Here is a 19,078-nt window from a genome sequence, read left to right as displayed (position 1 = left end):
CCTAAGGTCACTAATAGATTAATATTCTAGATATCTGATGGCTAAACTCAGTAACACTGTAACGCTACACCATTACAAGTTAAAAGCAACTATGCCTGTGCCATGGCATTAGGGCAAGGGTTATTTATACAAAAAGTTAAAAATCATTTAATCGATGATTTTTTATACAAAACGATACATCTAAACGACATTAATTACGGGATCCGCTTATATCTTATTATGGTTAGGTCACTCTTATCGCTAACCCGGAACTGTTTTTGATCTTTACTTTTTTAAAGCGCTACAAACAAAAAACCGCCTTTCGGCGGTTTTTTGTGCGAACACTGCATCTTTATTCTGTATCGGTAACTATTACTTAGTTGCCAATTTTTCACGGATACGTGCAGACTTACCTGAACGCTCACGTAAATAGTACAGTTTAGCACGACGTACACGACCGCGACGCTTAACTTCGATGCTAGCAATTAACGGGCTATGCGTCTGGAAAGCACGCTCAACACCTTCACCATTAGAGATTTTACGTACTGTGAATGCTGAATGCAGACCACGGTTACGCTTAGCGATGACCAAACCTTCAAAAGCCTGAAGACGCTCTTTTTCACCTTCTTTAACACGTACTTGAACTACTACTGTATCACCAGCACCAAAATCAGGTACATCTGTTTTCATTTGCTCATCGTTGAGCATTTTAATGATGTTGTTCATAATTACTCCATCCTAGTAATAACTGAGCGTTGACTATGCGGACTTGTCCGTTTCATTCACGAACTGCGCTAATAAAGTCGATTGTTCGTCAGTCAGAGCTAGATTTTCAAATAATTCTGGCCGTCTCAAAAAAGTTCTTCCGATACTTTGTTGTAAACGCCAGAGTCTAATTTTTTCGTGGTCACCGCTTAACAGCACTGCGGGTACGTCAAGACCATCCAATTGTTCAGGGCGAGTATAATGAGGACAATCCAGTAGGCCATCAGAGAAAGAATCTTGCTCTGCTGACGCTTGCTTGCCAAGTACACCAGGTACTAAACGAGCCACTGAATCGATTAATGTCATTGCCGGTAACTCGCCACCCGAAAGTACGTAATCACCGATAGACCATTCTTCATCTACTTCAGTTTGAATAATGCGCTCATCAACACCTTCGTATCGACCACACACTAAAATCAAACTCTCTGATTTAGCTAACTCAGTAACGCCTTGCTGATCCAGCTTGCGTCCCTGAGGAGACAGATAAATCACTTTTGCCCTATCACCTGCAGCAGCTTTTGCCGCATGGATAGCATCACGCAAAGGTTGCACCATCATCAACATACCTGGTCCACCACCATAAGGGCGATCGTCTACAGTATTGTGTTTATCATGGGTGAAATCACGAGGATTCCACGTTTGCAACTCAAGCAGGCCGTTTTTCACGGCTCGACCCGTAACCCCAAAGTCTGTAACAGCACGAAACATCTCTGGAAACAGGGTTATTACCCCTAACCACATATGTTGTACCTCGACTTAGAAGTCAGGATCCCAATCCACTAAAATCTGTTTCCCTTGCAAATCCACCTGTTTGATGAACTGCTCAGGGACAAAGGGGATCATACGTTCCGCTTTGCCGAAGGCATCTTTGGCATTAGCTTTAACTAGTAGTACATCGTTTGATCCTGTTTCCACGATCTGTTCAATAATACCCATGTTATAGCCGTTTATATTGGTCACTTCGCAGCCGATAAGATCACGATGATAGAATTCACTGTCATCCAATTCTTTCATTTGCTCAGACTTGATAGCAATCTCACAATTTGTGAGCATTTGCGCATCTTCTCTGGTAGCAACACCCTCAAGTTCAGCCACAACAGCTTTACCTTGAAAACGCCACTGAGCAACCTTAACTTCACGCCAAACGCCTTGTTCTTTTATAAGCCAAGGCGAATAATCGAAAATACCTTCAACAGAATCGGTATAGGAAGTGATTTTTAGCCAACCTTTAATACCATGACTGGAGCCTAACTTTCCCAGTACAACTAGCTCTTGGTTACTACTCATCTATCTATACCTTATACGCAATTAAGCAACAGCTTTACGCGCGTCTTTGATCAGTTTTGCAACACGGTCAGATGTTGCAGCGCCAGTAGCAACCCAGTGCTCAACACGATCAAGATCTAAACGTAATGTTTCTTCTTGGCCACGAGCCAATGGATTGAAAAAACCTACACGTTCGATGAAACGACCGTCACGAGCATTGCGGCTATCAGCAACAACGATATTGTAAAATGGACGCTTTTTTGCGCCGCCACGAGCTAAACGAATGGTAACCATGCGTTTTATTCCTCTAATGATTTGCTAGAAGCAAAAATAAAAACTGGAACTCCGTGTTCGCAAAGAGTCCCAGAAAGAAAGCCGGAAGATTTTACCTGACTTTTGAACTAATGCAACCAAAACTGATGATTTTTAGCTCACCCGTTTTGTTGTAATAAAGTCAAAAATATAACCTAACCAACTGATTGAATTTAAAATTAACTAATTTAGCACTCGAAAGATGCTTATATTATCGGCCCGGAAACTTCATTCCAGGCGGTAACATTCCACCCATTCCACGCATCATCTTCTTCATTCCACCTTTTGCAGACATCTTTTTCATCATTTTCTGCATTTGGGTAAATTGCTTTAATAAGCGGTTTACATCTTGAATTTGAGTCCCAGAACCGCCAGCGATTCTACGTTTACGCGACCCTTTAATCAAATCTGGGTTTTTACGCTCTTTGGCGGTCATCGAATTAATGATGGCTTCCATTTGTCCAGTCATCTTACCGTCTTGAACCTGAGCTAATGCTTCTGGTGGTAATTGACCCACACCAGGAAGCTTCTCAAGCATGTTCATCATTCCACCCATGTTTTTCATTTGCTGTAATTGCTCACGAAAATCTTCTAGGTCGAAACTGCCACCTGATTTTACTTTTGAAGCCAGTTTCATCGCTTTGTCTTTATCGACACCGCGTTCAACTTCTTCAATTAATGACAATACGTCACCCATACCGAGAATACGCGAAGCAATTCGGTCTGGGTGGAAAGGCTCTAATGCATCGGTTTTTTCACCAACACCTAAAAACTTAATCGGCTTACCGGTAATACTGCGGATAGATAAAGCAGCACCACCGCGAGCATCACCGTCAACTTTAGTTAAGATAACCCCCGTTAAAGGTAAAGCTTCATTAAATGCTTTAGCCGTGTTGGCCGCATCTTGCCCTGTCATGGCATCGACGACAAATAATGTCTCTATTGGGTTTACAGTAGCATGTAGCTGCTTGATTTCATCCATCATGGCTTCATCAACATGCAGACGACCTGCTGTATCGACAATAACCACATCAATGAATTTTAATTTTGCATAAGTGATTGCTGCTTTAGCAATATCAACTGGCTTTTGGCTCACATCAGACGGAAAGAATTCAACGTCGACTTCAGTTGCTAATGTTTCAAGTTGTTTGATTGCCGCAGGACGATAAACATCCGCACTGACCACAAGTACCGATTTTTTATGGCGTGTGCGTAAAAACTTACCTAATTTGGCAACCGAGGTCGTTTTACCTGCGCCTTGAAGACCCGCCATCATGATTACAGCTGGAGGAATGGCCGCGAGATCGAGGGCTTCATTCGCCTCGCCCATGGCTTTTTCAAGTTCGTTTTGAACAATTTTGATAAAAGCTTGCCCTGGGCTTAAGCTTTTTGACACTTCTTGACCCACAGCGCGTTCTTTTACGCTGTTAACGAAGTCTCTAACAACAGGTAAAGCGACATCCGCCTCAAGCAGCGCCATACGCACTTCACGCAGAGTTTCTTTAATGTTGTCTTCTGTTAAGCGACCACGGCCACTAATATTTTTTAGTGTGCGTGACAGTCTGTCAGATAAATTCTCAAACATTGAGCGGCTCTTTTAAGCATAACAATAATTGCGCCCATTATACCCAAGCCACTCTAAATTACGATACTTGCAACGTGAAGAACTCAAACACTAGCCAATTTTGTACAAAATAATTATCGAAAACGCGATGAAACTGTTAAATTTTGGGTCTTAGGTCACTGCCATGTTAGGCCGTGATCATGTTAATCTAATACAAATAATGAAAAGGTCATGCTTTAATAGTATTGTTCATTACTCAGGCGCAGTTTTTTCAGCATTAACGACTAAGATAGGTTGATTCTAAATGGTTATTTTTTCCGCGGCAGCCATGCTTTTTTATTGTTTAGCATTGGTTTTAGTAACGAGCCGACTTTTTCATGTTGAAGGGCCTAATCGTAAGGCCGTTATGGTGGCTTCTGGTATTGCCGTCATCATGCACGGGTTTGCGCTTTCGAATGCAGTGTTTACCGTCGATGGACAAAACTTTAGTTTAACTAATGTGATCTCCTTGGTTAACTGGATTATTGCATTAACGTTCACCATCACAATGCCTCGACTTAAAGTCATCATTGTTGTACCCGTTGTGTATGCCTGTTCAATTATCTCTGTAGCACTTCTATGGTTAGTGCCACCGCAGTTTATTACTCACTTTGAAATACACCCGGAGCTCCTAGCCCATGTAGTATTATCATTAATGGCCTACAGCGCATTGATGATAGCGGCTATGTACGCCATTCAACTGTTATTCATCCAGAATAAACTGAAGAAAAAACAGATGATGATGAGCCCTGCTATGCCGCCATTAATGACGGTAGAAAAACAGCTTTATCATCTAATCATTATTGGATTTATTTTACTGAGTTTATCGCTGGTAACTGGCTTTATCTTTTTAGAAGATATGTTCGGTGACGGTAAAGGGCACAAGGCCATATTATCAATAATCGCTTGGGTGGTTTACGCTGTTATGTTGTGGCAACAATATACTGTCGGCTGTAGGATCCGCACCGCAGTGATTTACAGCTTATCTGGCGCGAGTTTACTTTCACTTGCATATTTTGGTGCAAGGATTGTTAAGGAATTGATATTAAACTAATTTTAATTATTTTTAACGTGTATAGCCTAATCTATACAATTTAAAAATAACCGAGATAACTTGACTCTAACGGCCAATAATAAATAATGGCCGTTAAATTAATGACAATTTGGCCTTTAGGCCAATTTCACACTACTTCATGGGGCCCCTTTTTTGGACGCTATATCTACCAGCGCACTCCTTATTTTCCTTTTGGTTTTAATCGTGATTTCTGCTTATTTTTCAGGTTCAGAAACCGCAATGATGAGCCTCAACCGATACCGCTTACGACACCTTGCATCCAATGACCATAAAGGCGCTATACGAGCCTTAAAGTTACTCGATCGCCCTGATAGGCTTATTGGGCTTATCCTTATCGGTAATAACCTGGTCAACATCCTTGCCTCAGCCATTGCCACTATTATTGGTATGCGCTTGTTTGGTGATATGGGTGTTGCGATTGCTACAGGTGTACTCACCATTGTGGTGTTAGTGTTTGCTGAAGTTACTCCTAAAACATTTGCCGCCTTACATCCTGAGCGCATTGCCTTCCCATCTAGTATTTTATTAGGTTGGCTATTAATTTTATTGTCGCCTTTTGTTAAAGCAATCAATTTAATTACGTCGCTGTTTTTACGCTTGATGGGCATCAAAACCGTCAAAACAAGTGATGCATTAAGCCAAGAAGAGCTGCGCACTGTTGTTCATGAAGCCGGAGCCTTAATCCCACAGCGTCACCAAGAGATGTTACTGTCAATTTTAGATTTAGAAAAAGTCACAGTCGAAGACATCATGATTTCACGTTCAGATATTTACGCAATTAACGTTAATGATGATTTCAGATTAATTAATAAGCTCGTGGTTCAAAGTCCTCATACTAGAGTATTGGTGTATCGCGATAATATTGATGATGCCGTTGGCTTCATTCATTTGCGTGATGCATTACGCCTACAATCAAAACAGCAATTCAGTAAATCGTCATTATTACGCGCAGTAAAAGAGTTGTACTTCATTCCAGAAGGCACCCCACTAAACGTCCAGTTGACTAATTTCCAACAAAATAAAGAGCGTATTGGCTTAGTTGTTGATGAGTATGGTGATATTCAGGGATTAGTGACATTAGAAGATATTCTGGAAGAGATTGTTGGCGATTTCACCACCTCAATGATGACCACTGCCAGTGAAGACATTAATATTCAGCAAGATGGTAGTTTCTTAATTGATGCCACGATTAACATTCGAGACCTGAATAAAGAAATGAAATGGAACCTACCCATAGATGGTCCTAAAACATTAAACGGTTTAATCATTGAGTTTCTTGAAGATATCCCTGCTGTAAACACCAGTTTGCGTATCGTTGATTACCAAATAGAAGTCATCGATGTGGCGGATAACATGATTAAGACTGTCAGAGTGTTACCGACTAATTTAGAGTTAATTGAAGATACTGAGTAAACTCCAATCGATAAAAAAGGCGCTAATAGCGCCTTTTTTATGACCATTAATTCATCCACATTAGTTGGAAAGTTTAGCTTCTAATGCTCGGCGCTTTTCACGTGCAATGGGAGTGATTTGTGCCGCTAAGTCTTTTTCTAAACCCATCATAAAATATAGCTCTGCCATTAAAAAAAATGGCCCTATCAGAAGTTGATTAAGATCATCCATAAAAGCAGGCTTAGCTTTTTCATAATGATGACCAATAAACTGCATCACCCAGCCGATAACAAAAATACTGATGGCAATAATAAACGGGTGTGAAGTATGAACAACCTGCTCACTGGTGTATAGCACAGGCAGAATAAATAACACTAAACCAAGCGCCAGTCGCATGTGAAGCGCCATGTAATAGCCCAACACCAACACTGTTAATATCATCGCTACACTGATTTGATAATCTTGCCAGTCAAAACGAATGGTCCCCAGCATTAAAAATGCTGACCAAATAATCATCGGAACGCCAATAAAGTGGGTTTTAATATTTTGCGGATTTAAATGCACACTTTTGTAAGTTGAAAGTTGTTCTACTGCAGATTTCATTTTAAGTCTCTTTAATTGTTGTTATCTTGTTAATTTACTCCAATTAGGCCGATTTTAAAAGACCACAAAAAAAGGCGCTAATGCGCCTTTGATAAATCATTTAATTTTGTGACATCAACTTTCTAATACCACAGTGGCTACTGCATAATGTTGTTCATCGGCAATACTGATAAACCCACAGCGACCGCTTAACTGTTCTAGTCTTGCTAATGCACCATCAGTAAAGCGGATTAGAGGCGCACCGTTAGCATCATTATCGATATGAATATGTTGAAACGACACTCCTCTGCCTATTCCGGTACCTAACGCTTTGGCAGCGGCTTCTTTGGCTGCAAAACGTTTAGCTAGAAATCGCTCAGGCTGCTTTGATTGCAAGTAAGTCGCAAGCTCAGACTCTGTAAGCACTCTTTTGGCTAATCTATCACCAAGGCGCTGTCTTTGCTCACCGATGCGGGCAATCTCAACAATATCTGTGCCGATACCAACAATTGCCATTACTCGCCTCTGCGGCCTGCAAGCATGAGTTGCTTCATATCTCTAACGGCAGTATCTAAACCATCAATAGCGGCTCTGGCAATCACAGCATGACCTATATTAAGCTCATAAAGCTCAGGAATAGCCGCGATGGCCTTAACATTGTGATAATGCAAACCGTGTCCCGCATTAACCACTAAACCTTTACTGTGAGCATATTGTGCCATTTCAGTAATACGCGCTAACTCGTCAGCCTGCTCAGCATCAGTGATCGCATCAGCATAACAACCGGTATGGATCTCAATGTAAGGTGCGCCAGATAAAACTGCTGCATCAATTTGCGTTTTGTCGGCATCAATAAACAATGACACTTTAATACCTTCTGCAGCCAAACGAGTGACGGCTGAGCGGATCTTCTCTAACTGACCAGCAACATCAAGGCCACCTTCAGTTGTGAGCTCTTCGCGTTTCTCTGGGACTAAACAGGCATAGGCTGGTTTTATATCACAAGCGATGGCAATCATTTCTTCAGTGACGGCAAACTCGAAGTTCATTCTGGTCTTCAATGTTTTTGCCAATAAATACACATCGCGGTCTTGAATATGGCGACGATCTTCACGTAAATGTATGGTGATCCCATCGGCGCCAGCATGTTCTGCTACTGCCGCTGCGTGAACAGGATCGGGGTAATGAGTACCGCGAGCTTGGCGCAATGTCGCGATATGATCGATGTTAATGCCTAATAGTATTCCGCTCACATCGAGCTCCTTAACGTAATAAATAACACAATAATGACTTATGCTTACCAAGCTTTATATACGGTTTAGACCGTGCTTGGTTCACGTATTAAATCTAAAAAAACATTATACTAATCCGTTTTTTTAGTGAATAACTGTCTGCTTAATAACGGTTTATTACCCAATAATGGCGTAAGTAAATAACGCATTAACCCTTTGGCTTGATTAAACTGTTCAGGTTGTAACTCTTGCGATGCCAATGCTAGCAACATGGCCCCCGATAAACTGCCTTTGCCATGAGTAAAATGACTCTCTTGGCTTGTTAAAATAGGTATAAAGCCACTCTGGGCAATAAATCGATAGTGACAATTATTATCGAGTAAATCACCTTGTGTATCATAGGCAAGAGAAGGCAGCGCACCTAACTCTAATAACAGTGCCATTTCGAAATAACGCAGGTGACTTGAGCAAAACTGTTTAGCTAATGCGAGTAATGCGCGGTGGTAATCTAAAAATATCCCTTCAGCTTGGTGCTCCACGGACAATAGACGAACTAATAATTCATTTAAATAGAAACCTGAATAAAGACTATTACCGCTTAAGGGCATCGCGGGCGCTGCAGACTCAATTTGGGTAATGTTTTTTAACCCTAAATTTTTGGACTCAGATTTGGTGCTAAACTGGATTATGAGTGGTTGAAAAGGTTGTAATATGCTTTTAATCGACCGTTTACCCGAGCCAACTCGAGTGATGGCATCAACGCGCCCTTCGCCCTCAATTAGCAAATTAACAATCACGCTCGATTCGCGAAATTGTCGATGATGAAGCACATAGCCACGTTTCATAGTGGCCATGTCTATAAACTAACAATCAATAACGCTAAAGTCGATTTAGTGATCGCCATAGCCTAAACTTCTCAATGCACGTTCATCATCAGCCCAACCTGATTTGACTTTTACCCATACTTCAAGGAAAACTTTATTCTCAAATAGGGTTTCCATATCTAATCTGGCTTGAGTCGCAATCGTCCGAATACGTTCGCCTTTATTACCAATAACCATGCGTTTTTGGCCTTCACGTTCGACTAAAATTAACGCATTAATTTGGTAAACACCATTCTCCATCATTTTAAACTGTTCAATTTCTACAGTCGCATCATATGGAAGCTCGTCGCCTAAAAAGCGCATCAGCTTTTCGCGAACAATTTCAGATGCCATAAAACGTTGTGAGCGATCTGTCACATAATCTTCAGGGAAGTAAAATGGTGCTTCAGGTAACGACTCGCGCGCCATATCCAAAATGCGTTGTACGTTAGTACCTTTACTGGCTGATATTGGCAAAATCTCATCAAAATCAAATTTTTGTGCTAATTGATTGAGGTAAGGAAATAATGCTTCTTTATCTTTAATATTATCGACTTTATTGATAGCCAAGATGATTTTACGAGCATCATTACGATGTTGTAGCTTTTGTAATACCATCTCATCATCAGCAGTCCATGTCATGCCATCAACCACAAAAATAACCATAGCAACATCAGCTAAAGAACTGGCAGCTGCACGATTCATTAAGCGGTTAATCGCACGTTTTTCTTCAATGTGCAGACCAGGGGTATCAATAAATATAATTTGGCTTGGGCCATCGGTATGGATACCCATGATCCGGTGACGAGTCGTTTGCGGTTTCTTCGAGGTAATACTCACCTTTTGACCAAGTAGCTTGTTCAAAAGCGTTGATTTACCCACATTTGGGCGACCAACAATAGCCACCATGCCACAATAAGTTACATCGTATTTGGCAGTGGCGACAGGTGCTGCTTGGTTCATCCTTGCTAGCAGTTCATCTAAGCTAGGTTCTTGATTATCACCTGCTGGCAAGTCTGTTTTCTTGGTCATTTATTCAGTAACTCCAATACCTGAGCAGCGGCAAGCTGTTCAGCTTTTCTTCTTGAACTTGCCACACCGGTGACAACTTTATCTAATTCACTAATGCTACATTCTACAGTAAAGGTTTGATCATGCGCTTCGCCTTCTACCGCGACAACTTGGTAATCGGGCAATGGCTTTTTAAAACCTTGCAAATATTCTTGTAAAATAGTCTTGGGATCTTTTTGATTAATACCCGGCTTTATCTCAGCTAAACGCTCTCGATACCATGATAATAATAGCTTACGGCACACTTCAATGTCGGCATCGAGGTAGACAGCACCAATAATAGCTTCTACTGCATCAGCTAAAATCGATTCGCGTCTAAATCCACCGCTTTTAAGTTCTCCAGGGCCGAGATATAAATAATCCCCTAATTTGAATTCTTTGGCGATGATAGTCAGCGTATCGCCTTTAACTAAGGTCGCACGCATACGACTTAAATCGCCTTCAGTTGCCTTTGGAAACTGATGATATAAGGCATCTGAAATGACTATCGATAAAATCGAATCACCTAAAAACTCTAAACGCTCATTATGTTTATTTGCTGCGCTACGATGAGTTAATGCCTGGATAAGTAATTCAATATTATTAAATTCATAACCTAAAGTACGGCACAAACGCGGCAAATTTTTAATGGGTTCCATCAATGTATTCCACCTACTCTATCAAAACGTACACCGGTTGGTACCCATGTAGGTAACATATCACTCGGCTGACGATCAAATTCAAAACTAATCCAAATTGCTACGGCTTTACCTACAAGATTCTCTTCCGGTACAAAGCCCCAAAAACGGCTGTCGGTACTGTTATCACGATTATCGCCCATGGCAAAATACATTCCCTTAGGCACAACAAACTCACCGGCAGGAAGGCCTGCTTGAGGATAAAAGTGCTGTCTAAAATCAGGTCGTGACGGATCGATTAATATATCGTGTTTAACATCGCCAAGTTGTTCAGTCGAACGAATTAATGGCACGCCATTATGGCTAAACTCTCCACGATTAATTTCGACATGCTCAATCGTTTTAGCCGCAGGACAGTCAACTTGGCTATCACATGCCTCTTGGATCATAAGCTGCTTATTTCGATAGAAAATTTTGTCTCCTGGTAGGCCAACTACACGCTTTATGTAGTCAATCTTTGGATTTTCAGGATATTTGAATACAAATACGTCACCACGTTCAGGCTCACCAGTTTCAACCAACTTACTGCGCCATACCGGATCACGTAATCCGTAACTAAACTTTTCAACCAAAATAAAGTCACCGACCAAGAGTGTCGGCATCATAGAGCCAGAAGGAATTTGAAATGGCTCATAAATAAATGAGCGCAGAATCATGACAAAGGCGATGACAGGAAAAATAGAATGCGCCGTTTCAACTAGCACAGGCTCACGAATGATTTTATCGATAGCGTCTGCGCTTAACTGGGTTGAGTTAGCTTGTGCTGCTAATAAGTTTTCACGGCGTTTAGGCGCGAAAAAAACCACATCAATTAACCAAATAAGACCGCTGACCAAGGTTACGAGCACTAAAATAAGCGAAAAATAGGCTGCCATTACTGATTTATCTCCTGCTGGGTGTGTTGGATCCATATGGCTTGAGCAAAGCTCAGAATAACTCAATCCAGTATGGTGATTAACGAATAAACATTCACCCAGTTGAGTGTTACAAAATATATAGTAAAAATAACGATAACGCCGCAATATGCGGCGTTATTCTGCACATAAACTCGATTAATTATTATTAATCGTTTAGCTTCAGTACCGCTAAAAATGCCTCTTGTGGCACCTCAACGTTACCCACTTGCTTCATGCGTTTTTTACCTTCTTTCTGCTTGTTAAGCAGTTTCTTCTTACGTGAAACGTCACCACCATAACACTTGGCGGTCACATCTTTACGTAATGCTTTAATGCTTGAACGAGCAATAATCTGACTGCCAACAGCAGCCTGAATCGCAATATCGAACATCTGGCGAGGGATTAATTCTTTCATCTTCTCAACCAAAGCCAAGCCGCGATGACGAATATTACTGCGGTGAATAATCATCGCAAGTGCATCAACTCTGTCGCCATTGATTAATATGTCTAGGCGTACCATGTCCGCTGGATCGAAGCGAATAAAGTTATACTCTAATGAAGCATAACCCCGGCTCGTAGACTTAAGACGGTCGAAGAAGTCCATTACCACTTCAGCCATAGGCAAATGATAGGTCACGGCCACTTGATTACCGTGATACACCATGTTGGTTTGCGAACCACGCTTTTCAATACACAAGGTAATCACGTTACCTAGGTATTCTTTAGGCACTAAAATATTGGCTTCAACAATCGGTTCACGAATTTCCTGGATGTTATTCAGCGCAGGTAATCCTGATGGATTATCAACATAAATAGTATCACCGTTATTCATGATAACTTCGTAAACCACTGTCGGCGCTGTAGTGATCAAATCGAGATTATATTCACGCTCTAAGCGCTCCTGAACAATCTCCATGTGCAGTAAACCGAGGTAACCAATGCGGAAACCAAAGCCTAACGCTGAAGATGTTTCAGGTTCAAAAAACAGTGATGCATCATTTAAGCTAAGCTTGTTCAATGCATCGCGGAAGCTTTCATATTCATCAGTCGAAATCGGGAATACACCAGCATAAACCTGAGGCTTAACTCGCTTAAAACCGGGTAATGGTTTGTCTGCGCCATGCTTTGCATGAGTTAACGTATCGCCAACTGGTGCACCATGAATTTCTTTAATACCAGAAATAACATAACCCACTTCACCGGCTCGAAGCTCTGCTTTGTCTTTTTCTTTTGGAGTAAAAATACCAACACGATCAGCGTTATAGTTTTGTCCGGTGGACATCACTTTGAATTTTTCGCCTTTTTTAAGAATGCCATTCTTAATACGAACTAACGACACCACACCAAGGTAAGCGTCAAACCATGAGTCAATAATCAAGGCTTGTAAAGGCGCAGATTCATCACCTACTGGAGGAGGAATTTTTGCAATAATTTCTTCAAGGACTAAATCAACACCGATACCAGTCTTTGCAGAACAGCGCACCGCATCCATGGCATCAATACCAACGATGTCTTCAATCTCTGCAGCGACACGATCGGGCTCAGCCTGAGGCAAGTCAATTTTGTTGAGTACTGGGACAACGTCCAAATTCATTTCTAGTGCAGTATAACAGTTTGCTAATGTCTGAGCTTCTACGCCTTGACCAGCATCAACCACTAATAATGCACCTTCACATGCTGCCAAAGAACGTGAAACTTCATAAGAAAAGTCTACGTGTCCAGGGGTATCAATGAAGTTGAGTAAATAAGTGTTACCATCTTTTGCATGGTAATCTAAGGTGACACTTTGGGCTTTAATCGTAATGCCACGCTCACGTTCTAGATCCATTGAATCTAAAACCTGTGCAGCCATTTCACGGTCAGTTAAGCCGCCACATACCTGGATCAGGCGATCGGATAAAGTTGATTTACCATGGTCGATATGGGCAATAATCGAGAAGTTTCTAATGTGTTTCATTATGCTGCAATGACTACTACTAAATATGATGAAAATCGAGGTGGCAAATTGTACCTGATTAGGGGGTTAATACCAATCAGATTAAACAATAGTATCTATTTTGGTGTAATTGTTGGCCATAAGATGCTGTTTTCAAGCATTGGCTAATGAGTTTACGGACTCAATCAGTCAGTACAAGATGCACCACAGGCTAATAAGTTATCCTTAATAATAACTAGTGGCTCGCACTAATAATGCCCACTTCTTGCCCCAAATAGGCAATGATAACGGGTGTAGCTTGTGCTTCAAGTTGCGCGGCGAAGTGTTTACCAATAAACCAAGCAACCAATGCGCCTAATGCACCAAAAACCATAGCAAAACCATTAGTACTCAATCCTAGGCCAGCGGCTAACATTTGCCCCACTAATGCAGATAGAAACAATCCTAGTAACGGCAATAAATACACTAATGCAGCCGCTTTAATGATAACGCTTTCAGGTAAGCCTATTTTAAGTAAATCCCCCTTATGGCAAGGTTTATCACTTGGCAATGAAAAACGTTGCGTTTGAACAGAAAAAGCTTTTGCAATGGTTGATGTGCCACAATTCTCACTGCTAGCGCAATGATTACAGGCACTTTTCAACTCAACTTCAACTGTTGCCCAACCTTGTTGATAATCAACCACTCGGGCAATTTCTTCCATCATAGTCGGTGCCGTTGATTCGGATATTTTACTCGTCATTTTACACACTCAACCGATAAATAATGGAGTAATTTTAGCACAATGCGGCGCAATGACTAAGCAAGTTTACCACTAAGCTATATCATTGATAACGCTCTGCTGGCCCTGAAAACACATAAGCCGTGATACAAGAAGCTCTTGTCACGGCTTATGGTTCAATAAAGCATAAGGTTTACTTTAATACTAAACTATTAGCAATTTTATCTAAGGTTTCTGAAGGCACCTTACCAATAGCCACGACCTCAAGAGTACCTACTTTTACCACTACCATTGATAAGCCATTACGAATAAGTAATTCATTAGGCATAGGGTTTTCTCCTGCACGGGCAACATACACTGAAATATTAGCTAAACCATCAGTTAATGCAATATATTCAACAGGTTCATGAATACCAATTAAACGATGATGATCGCGAACAACCACGTCAAAACCTTCAGGTAACCAAGTAAATTGCCAATTTTTGCCATCAGTGCGTTCAGCTTGATTCATCACTGCTGGCCACTCTTGCTTGGCGGCTTCAATTAAAATATTTGCTGGTTCAGTTAACTCAATAAGTTCAATAACCATGGTTTGTTCAAGCAATTGTTTGTCTTTATTGAGAGTGTCAAAACGTAATGGCAGGTAGGTATCCATATCGATCCACACTTGCGCATCATAACGGTTATCGTCATTAGCCAATAAACGGATCATCTGGCCTGGACGTCCAGCTATACGAGCGCGACCGCCAATAACAAATTGATAGCCTTTTTCGAGTTGATTTAAATCTCCCGCCAACGCCGCAGGCCAAATACCCTGTATGCGAGGAGCCAAAACACTGTAAGCCGGCTGGTCATGTTCTATAAACGTAACTCGATTATCAACTCGTACAGCATTTTTAGGTGAGCCATTGAGGTACTCAAGTAAAGCAACTTCTTTGTTGTCGACAATGCCATGAATATAGACGAGCGGACGAATATGGTCAGCTTGTAGCTGAATAATTGAGGTTTTATATTGTTTATCGTGCATCGCTTGGCTCATGTTATTAAGCCAAGCTTTAGCAGATAAATCTTCTTCAGCGTGTATTGGAAAGGTTAACGCTAATAGTGCTAGCAGGATAAGGCGCAAGCTAACTCCTAACAAAGTAAGACGTAAGATAAGGTTTATTCCAATTTATTATGGATTTACCGTAGCATCTTGCACGCTATTGTTATCAACAGCAACACCTGGATTTAAGCGTTGTTGCAACATGTGATCTTGAATATAAGCATTAATCCGGCGACGCTGTTCAATCACTTGCTCGTTGGAATAGCTTTGCTGATTTTGTGCTGCACCAGTCTGATAACTTACCGGAGATACACTACCCACTAAAGGACGTGTCATTAACACTGGTAATGGCGATTCTGCATCATTGCTTTGGTTATAATTTTGCACACCAACAATCGCCACCATAGCGACAGTTGCAGCAATAGCATATTGGCCAAACTGCTTGAAAAATGGCACTACATTGGAAGCAGTAGTTCGCTGTTGGTCAACTTCAGTTGATTTGGCTTGAGGCGCGATAATTGTTGGCTCAAGCTCAATCGCTGCAGTGATGCTGGCAAAAAGGTCTAAGTCAATGGTCGCAGGCAGTTCGCCGCGCATTGCATCGCCTATCATATGATAGCGTTGCCATTCATCATGTGAATCAACATCAGCAGAAAGCTGTGCCAATGTTTTATCATCGACTTCACCATCAACTGCTGCAGATACCCATTCTTGACTTGATTTAAGCATTATTCACCTATCTAAGGTTAAGGCTGTTACTTTTCCAGCAAAGGCTGGAGCTGTTTGTCGATTGCTTCTCGAGCACGAAAGATACGCGATCTGACTGTGCCTACTGGGCAATCCATTATATTGGCAATATCTTCATAACTCATGCCGTCTAGCTCTCTGAGCGATATGGCCATTTTTAATTCTTCAGGCAGAGTGTCGAGCGTATTAAAGATCACTTTACTCATTTGATCTTTCATTAATAATTGCTCTGGTGATGCAAACTCTTTTAGTGCATCACTGCCTTCATAATATTCTGCATCTTCTATATCAACATCGTTTGCAGGTGCTCTGCGCCCTTGCGATGTAAGATGGTTTTTTGCGGTGTTTACCGCAATACGGTACAACCAAGTATAAAATGCACTTTCACCACGAAAGTTTGCTAAGGCTCTGTAAGCTTTAATAAAGGCTTCTTGTGTCACATCCGCCACGTCCGCTTGATTGCGAACATACCTGGAAATCAAACTCATCACTTTATTTTGATACTTTAGCACTAACAGGTTAAATGCGTTTTTATCGCCTTGCTGTACTCGTTCAACTAATTGTTGATCACTATATTGTCCACTCATCCGAGCCGACTACTCCTAATCTGTAATACTGATTTCTCAGTCGCTCGAATCCTGTTCATATAAGTAGACCTACCAATATGAAGAAAGTTCGATTTTGAATTAAAAAAAGTTAATTTATTTCACTTATCAATAAAATATCTAAGCAAAATCACAATAAAACCCGCTGTAAAAGTACCCTACTTAGGTTATTTGATTTACTATAATAAAACCACTAAGCCACACCATGATACCTGATGAAACAAGCAGTTGAACACCAATGTGACATTTTGATCATCGGCAGCGGAGCTGCTGGACTAACTTTAGCGCTACATCTTGCTGAAAAATCAAAAGTAATTCTTCTTTCTAAAGGCCCGTTATCAGAAGGGTCCACGCTATATGCTCAAGGTGGAATAGCCTCCGTTTTTGATGAAGGCGACACAATTGAGTCACATGTCAACGATACGTTAATCGCTGGTGCCGGATTATGCGATAAATCGGTTGTGACATACACCGCAGAAAACGCCAAAAGCGCAATGCAATGGTTAATTAATTGTGGGGTGGCATTTGATAAAGAAGAAACCTTAGCAGGAGTCGATAATAGCGCGGCACCTTATCACCTTACCCGTGAGGGCGGGCATAGCCATAGACGAATTCTACACTCAGCTGATGCAACCGGTAAAGCAGTACAAACCACATTACAAGAACGAGCCATGGCTCACCCAAACATACAAGTATTAGAACGTTACAATGCGATCGACTTAATCACCACTCGTAAATTACATCGACCGGGTAACCGTGTACTTGGCGCTTATGTGTGGAATCGAGATGAGGAGCATGTTGAAACCGTTAAGGCAAAATTTGTGGCCTTAGCAACCGGCGGCAGTTCTAAAGTTTATCAATACACTTCCAACCCTGATATTGCCAGTGGCGATGGTATTGCTATGGCTTGGCGTGCGGGTTGCCGCATCGCAAACATGGAATTTAATCAATTTCACCCAACGTGTTTATTTCACCCTAACGCGCGAAATTTCTTATTAACCGAAGCATTACGTGGTGAAGGGGCATATTTACGCCGCCCAGACGGTAGCCGCTTTATGCCTGACTTCGATGAACGCGGAGAGCTTGCCCCTCGTGATATTGTCGCCCGCGCAATCGATTATGAAATGAAACGCTTAGGCGCAGACTGTGTTTATCTAGACATCAGCCATAAACCTGCTGATTTTATCATTAAACATTTCCCCACCATTTATCAACGTTGCCTAGAATTAGGTATTGATATTACTCAAGATCCGATCCCTGCAGTGCCTGCAGCACATTATACCTGCGGTGGTGTGATGACTGATCTTCATGGTCAAACTGACATTAATGGCTTATATGCTATTGGCGAAGTGGCTTACACTGGCTTACACGGCGCTAACCGATTGGCGAGTAATTCGTTACTCGAGTGTTTAGTCTTTGCACGGGCAGCATCACAGGATATAGAGGGACTGTTACATAAAATCCCAATGCCTTGTCCATTGCCTGTGTGGGATGAAAGTCAAGTCAGTAACTCAGATGAAGAAGTGGTCATTGCCCACAACTGGCACGAACTGCGGTTATTTATGTGGGATTACGTCGGTATTGTGAGAACTGATAAACGATTGGAGCGAGCGCTCAGAAGATGTTTAATGCTGCAACAAGAAATTGAAGAGTATTATTCAAATTTCCGTGTCAGCAACAATTTGTTAGAGTTGCGTAACTTAGTCCAGGTTGCAGAGTTGATTATTCGATGTGCGATGGAGCGAAAAGAGAGTCGAGGACTTCACTATAATATTGATTATCCTGAACAAGTCGACAATCCTAAACCTACTATCTTACAACCTAATCGTTAATCATTATCGGACGATTTACGCTTAAATAAGCTCATTGATGGCTCAATAATAGACGGCACAGATCACGATACGCTGTGTCGTCTAACATATCACTCCACACCAGTAATAACCGCTGCTCTCCAGATTTACTCACCTGTAAAAAAATAATGCACACTAGTGGGCAAATGAAGGCTTTTTTGCTTAGGCTGATATTACTCGCTTGTACACCAGTACCGTATAATAGAGTACCAGCCCTCTTATTTCCCAAAGAAAATAAACAACGCCAATGAGACAATCTGCGCCATTCAAAAACAAAAATAAGCATTACTACAATAAAAAGTAATGTTTGGATAATGTGGTATATCAGGGAGGAATAACTGGGCCAAGCCAAAAAGCTACTTAAAATAACGGCAAAAAATACTGTTAACCCAGCACGCTGTAAAAACGAAGCACTCAACGCAAATTGCTGCATATGAGTGCTAGTATTAGACGACGAAACG

At 41.4% G+C, this 19,078-nt stretch carries 21 protein-coding genes; 3 read left to right on the top strand and 18 right to left on the bottom strand.

The window, feature by feature from the left end:
- Window positions 1-351: 351 nt before the first annotated feature.
- The 5 genes from rplS to ffh all read right to left on the bottom strand — a co-directional run bounded on the left by rplS (window position 352) and on the right by ffh (window position 3,907).
- Complete coding sequence (gene rplS, locus H5114_RS07010; RefSeq protein WP_011638365.1) at window positions 352-705, bottom strand: 50S ribosomal protein L19; 354 nt, start codon at window positions 703-705, stop codon at window positions 352-354.
- A 33-nt stretch (window positions 706-738) separates the two neighbouring features.
- Window positions 739-1,485: a tRNA (guanosine(37)-N1)-methyltransferase TrmD gene (trmD, locus tag H5114_RS07005; RefSeq protein ID WP_124017121.1), complete on the bottom strand. Its 747-nt coding sequence runs from the start codon at window positions 1,483-1,485 to the stop codon at window positions 739-741.
- A gap of 15 nt (window positions 1,486-1,500) precedes the next feature.
- Window positions 1,501-2,031 carry a ribosome maturation factor RimM gene (gene rimM, locus H5114_RS07000; protein ID WP_182722528.1) on the bottom strand — a complete coding sequence of 177 codons (531 nt, stop codon included), beginning with the start codon at window positions 2,029-2,031 and terminating at the stop codon, window positions 1,501-1,503.
- A 21-nt stretch (window positions 2,032-2,052) separates the two neighbouring features.
- Window positions 2,053-2,304 (bottom strand): 30S ribosomal protein S16, encoded by a 252-nt coding sequence (gene rpsP, locus H5114_RS06995; RefSeq protein WP_124017119.1) that lies wholly within the window; start codon window positions 2,302-2,304, stop codon window positions 2,053-2,055.
- Between the two features lie 229 nt (window positions 2,305-2,533).
- A complete protein-coding gene (ffh, locus tag H5114_RS06990) occupies window positions 2,534-3,907 on the bottom strand; it encodes a signal recognition particle protein (protein ID WP_124017118.1) in 1,374 nt (457 codons plus the stop codon).
- Window positions 3,908-4,190: 283 nt separating this feature from the next.
- Between ffh and H5114_RS06985 the strand changes: the two genes are divergently transcribed.
- Window positions 4,191-4,979, top strand: coding sequence for an inner membrane protein YpjD (locus tag H5114_RS06985; RefSeq protein ID WP_124017117.1), 789 nt, complete (start codon window positions 4,191-4,193; stop codon window positions 4,977-4,979).
- 153 nt (window positions 4,980-5,132) lie between these two features.
- Window positions 5,133-6,413: an HlyC/CorC family transporter gene (locus tag H5114_RS06980; protein WP_124017116.1), complete on the top strand. Its 1,281-nt coding sequence runs from the start codon at window positions 5,133-5,135 to the stop codon at window positions 6,411-6,413.
- A gap of 60 nt (window positions 6,414-6,473) precedes the next feature.
- Here H5114_RS06980 and H5114_RS06975 read toward each other — a convergent pair whose 3' ends face one another.
- The 12 genes from H5114_RS06975 to rpoE all read right to left on the bottom strand — a co-directional run bounded on the left by H5114_RS06975 (window position 6,474) and on the right by rpoE (window position 16,749).
- Window positions 6,474-6,995, bottom strand: coding sequence for a DUF962 domain-containing protein (locus H5114_RS06975; RefSeq protein WP_182722527.1), 522 nt, complete (start codon window positions 6,993-6,995; stop codon window positions 6,474-6,476).
- 114 nt (window positions 6,996-7,109) lie between these two features.
- A complete protein-coding gene (gene acpS, locus H5114_RS06970) occupies window positions 7,110-7,490 on the bottom strand; it encodes a holo-ACP synthase (RefSeq protein ID WP_124017114.1) in 381 nt (126 codons plus the stop codon).
- Window positions 7,490-8,227 carry a pyridoxine 5'-phosphate synthase gene (pdxJ, locus tag H5114_RS06965; RefSeq protein ID WP_124017113.1) on the bottom strand — a complete coding sequence of 246 codons (738 nt, stop codon included), beginning with the start codon at window positions 8,225-8,227 and terminating at the stop codon, window positions 7,490-7,492. Before pdxJ ends, acpS begins: the two co-directional genes overlap by 1 nt.
- 110 nt (window positions 8,228-8,337) lie before the next feature.
- Window positions 8,338-9,051 (bottom strand): DNA repair protein RecO, encoded by a 714-nt coding sequence (gene recO / locus H5114_RS06960; protein WP_165870134.1) that lies wholly within the window; start codon window positions 9,049-9,051, stop codon window positions 8,338-8,340.
- Window positions 9,052-9,096: 45 nt separating this feature from the next.
- On the bottom strand, window positions 9,097-10,101 hold the full coding sequence (era, locus tag H5114_RS06955; protein ID WP_182722526.1) for a GTPase Era: 1,005 nt from the start codon (window positions 10,099-10,101) through the stop codon (window positions 9,097-9,099).
- On the bottom strand, window positions 10,098-10,778 hold the full coding sequence (rnc, locus tag H5114_RS06950; protein WP_124017110.1) for a ribonuclease III: 681 nt from the start codon (window positions 10,776-10,778) through the stop codon (window positions 10,098-10,100). Before rnc ends, era begins: the two co-directional genes overlap by 4 nt.
- Entirely contained in the window at window positions 10,778-11,692 is a 915-nt protein-coding gene (gene lepB / locus H5114_RS06945) for a signal peptidase I (protein ID WP_182722525.1), read from the bottom strand. Before lepB ends, rnc begins: the two co-directional genes overlap by 1 nt.
- 187 nt (window positions 11,693-11,879) lie before the next feature.
- Window positions 11,880-13,670, bottom strand: a complete 1,791-nt coding sequence (lepA, locus tag H5114_RS06940; RefSeq protein WP_124017108.1) for a translation elongation factor 4 — start codon at window positions 13,668-13,670, stop codon at window positions 11,880-11,882.
- 214 nt (window positions 13,671-13,884) lie between these two features.
- Entirely contained in the window at window positions 13,885-14,355 is a 471-nt protein-coding gene (locus tag H5114_RS06935) for a SoxR reducing system RseC family protein (protein ID WP_165870133.1), read from the bottom strand.
- A gap of 208 nt (window positions 14,356-14,563) precedes the next feature.
- The gene (locus H5114_RS06930) at window positions 14,564-15,496 is read right to left on the bottom strand and encodes a MucB/RseB C-terminal domain-containing protein (RefSeq protein WP_182722524.1); all 933 of its coding nucleotides are present in this window, start codon (window positions 15,494-15,496) and stop codon (window positions 14,564-14,566) included.
- A gap of 48 nt (window positions 15,497-15,544) precedes the next feature.
- Complete coding sequence (locus tag H5114_RS06925; protein WP_124017105.1) at window positions 15,545-16,144, bottom strand: sigma-E factor negative regulatory protein; 600 nt, start codon at window positions 16,142-16,144, stop codon at window positions 15,545-15,547.
- A gap of 26 nt (window positions 16,145-16,170) precedes the next feature.
- Window positions 16,171-16,749 (bottom strand): RNA polymerase sigma factor RpoE, encoded by a 579-nt coding sequence (gene rpoE, locus H5114_RS06920; RefSeq protein WP_124017104.1) that lies wholly within the window; start codon window positions 16,747-16,749, stop codon window positions 16,171-16,173.
- A gap of 233 nt (window positions 16,750-16,982) precedes the next feature.
- Here rpoE and nadB point away from each other — a divergent pair, with 233 nt between their 5' ends.
- The gene (gene nadB, locus H5114_RS06915) at window positions 16,983-18,599 is read left to right on the top strand and encodes an L-aspartate oxidase (RefSeq protein WP_182698329.1); all 1,617 of its coding nucleotides are present in this window, start codon (window positions 16,983-16,985) and stop codon (window positions 18,597-18,599) included.
- Between the two features lie 31 nt (window positions 18,600-18,630).
- Here nadB and H5114_RS06910 read toward each other — a convergent pair whose 3' ends face one another.
- The gene (locus H5114_RS06910; RefSeq protein ID WP_182698328.1) at window positions 18,631-19,050 is read right to left on the bottom strand and encodes a protein YgfX; all 420 of its coding nucleotides are present in this window, start codon (window positions 19,048-19,050) and stop codon (window positions 18,631-18,633) included.
- Window positions 19,051-19,078: the final 28 nt, after the last annotated feature.

It is taken from the genome of Shewanella sp. SR43-8, from assembly GCF_014163775.1.
In the GTDB taxonomy this organism is placed as follows: domain Bacteria; phylum Pseudomonadota; class Gammaproteobacteria; order Enterobacterales; family Shewanellaceae; genus Shewanella; species Shewanella vesiculosa.
This window is presented reverse-complemented; position numbering and strand designations above follow the sequence as displayed.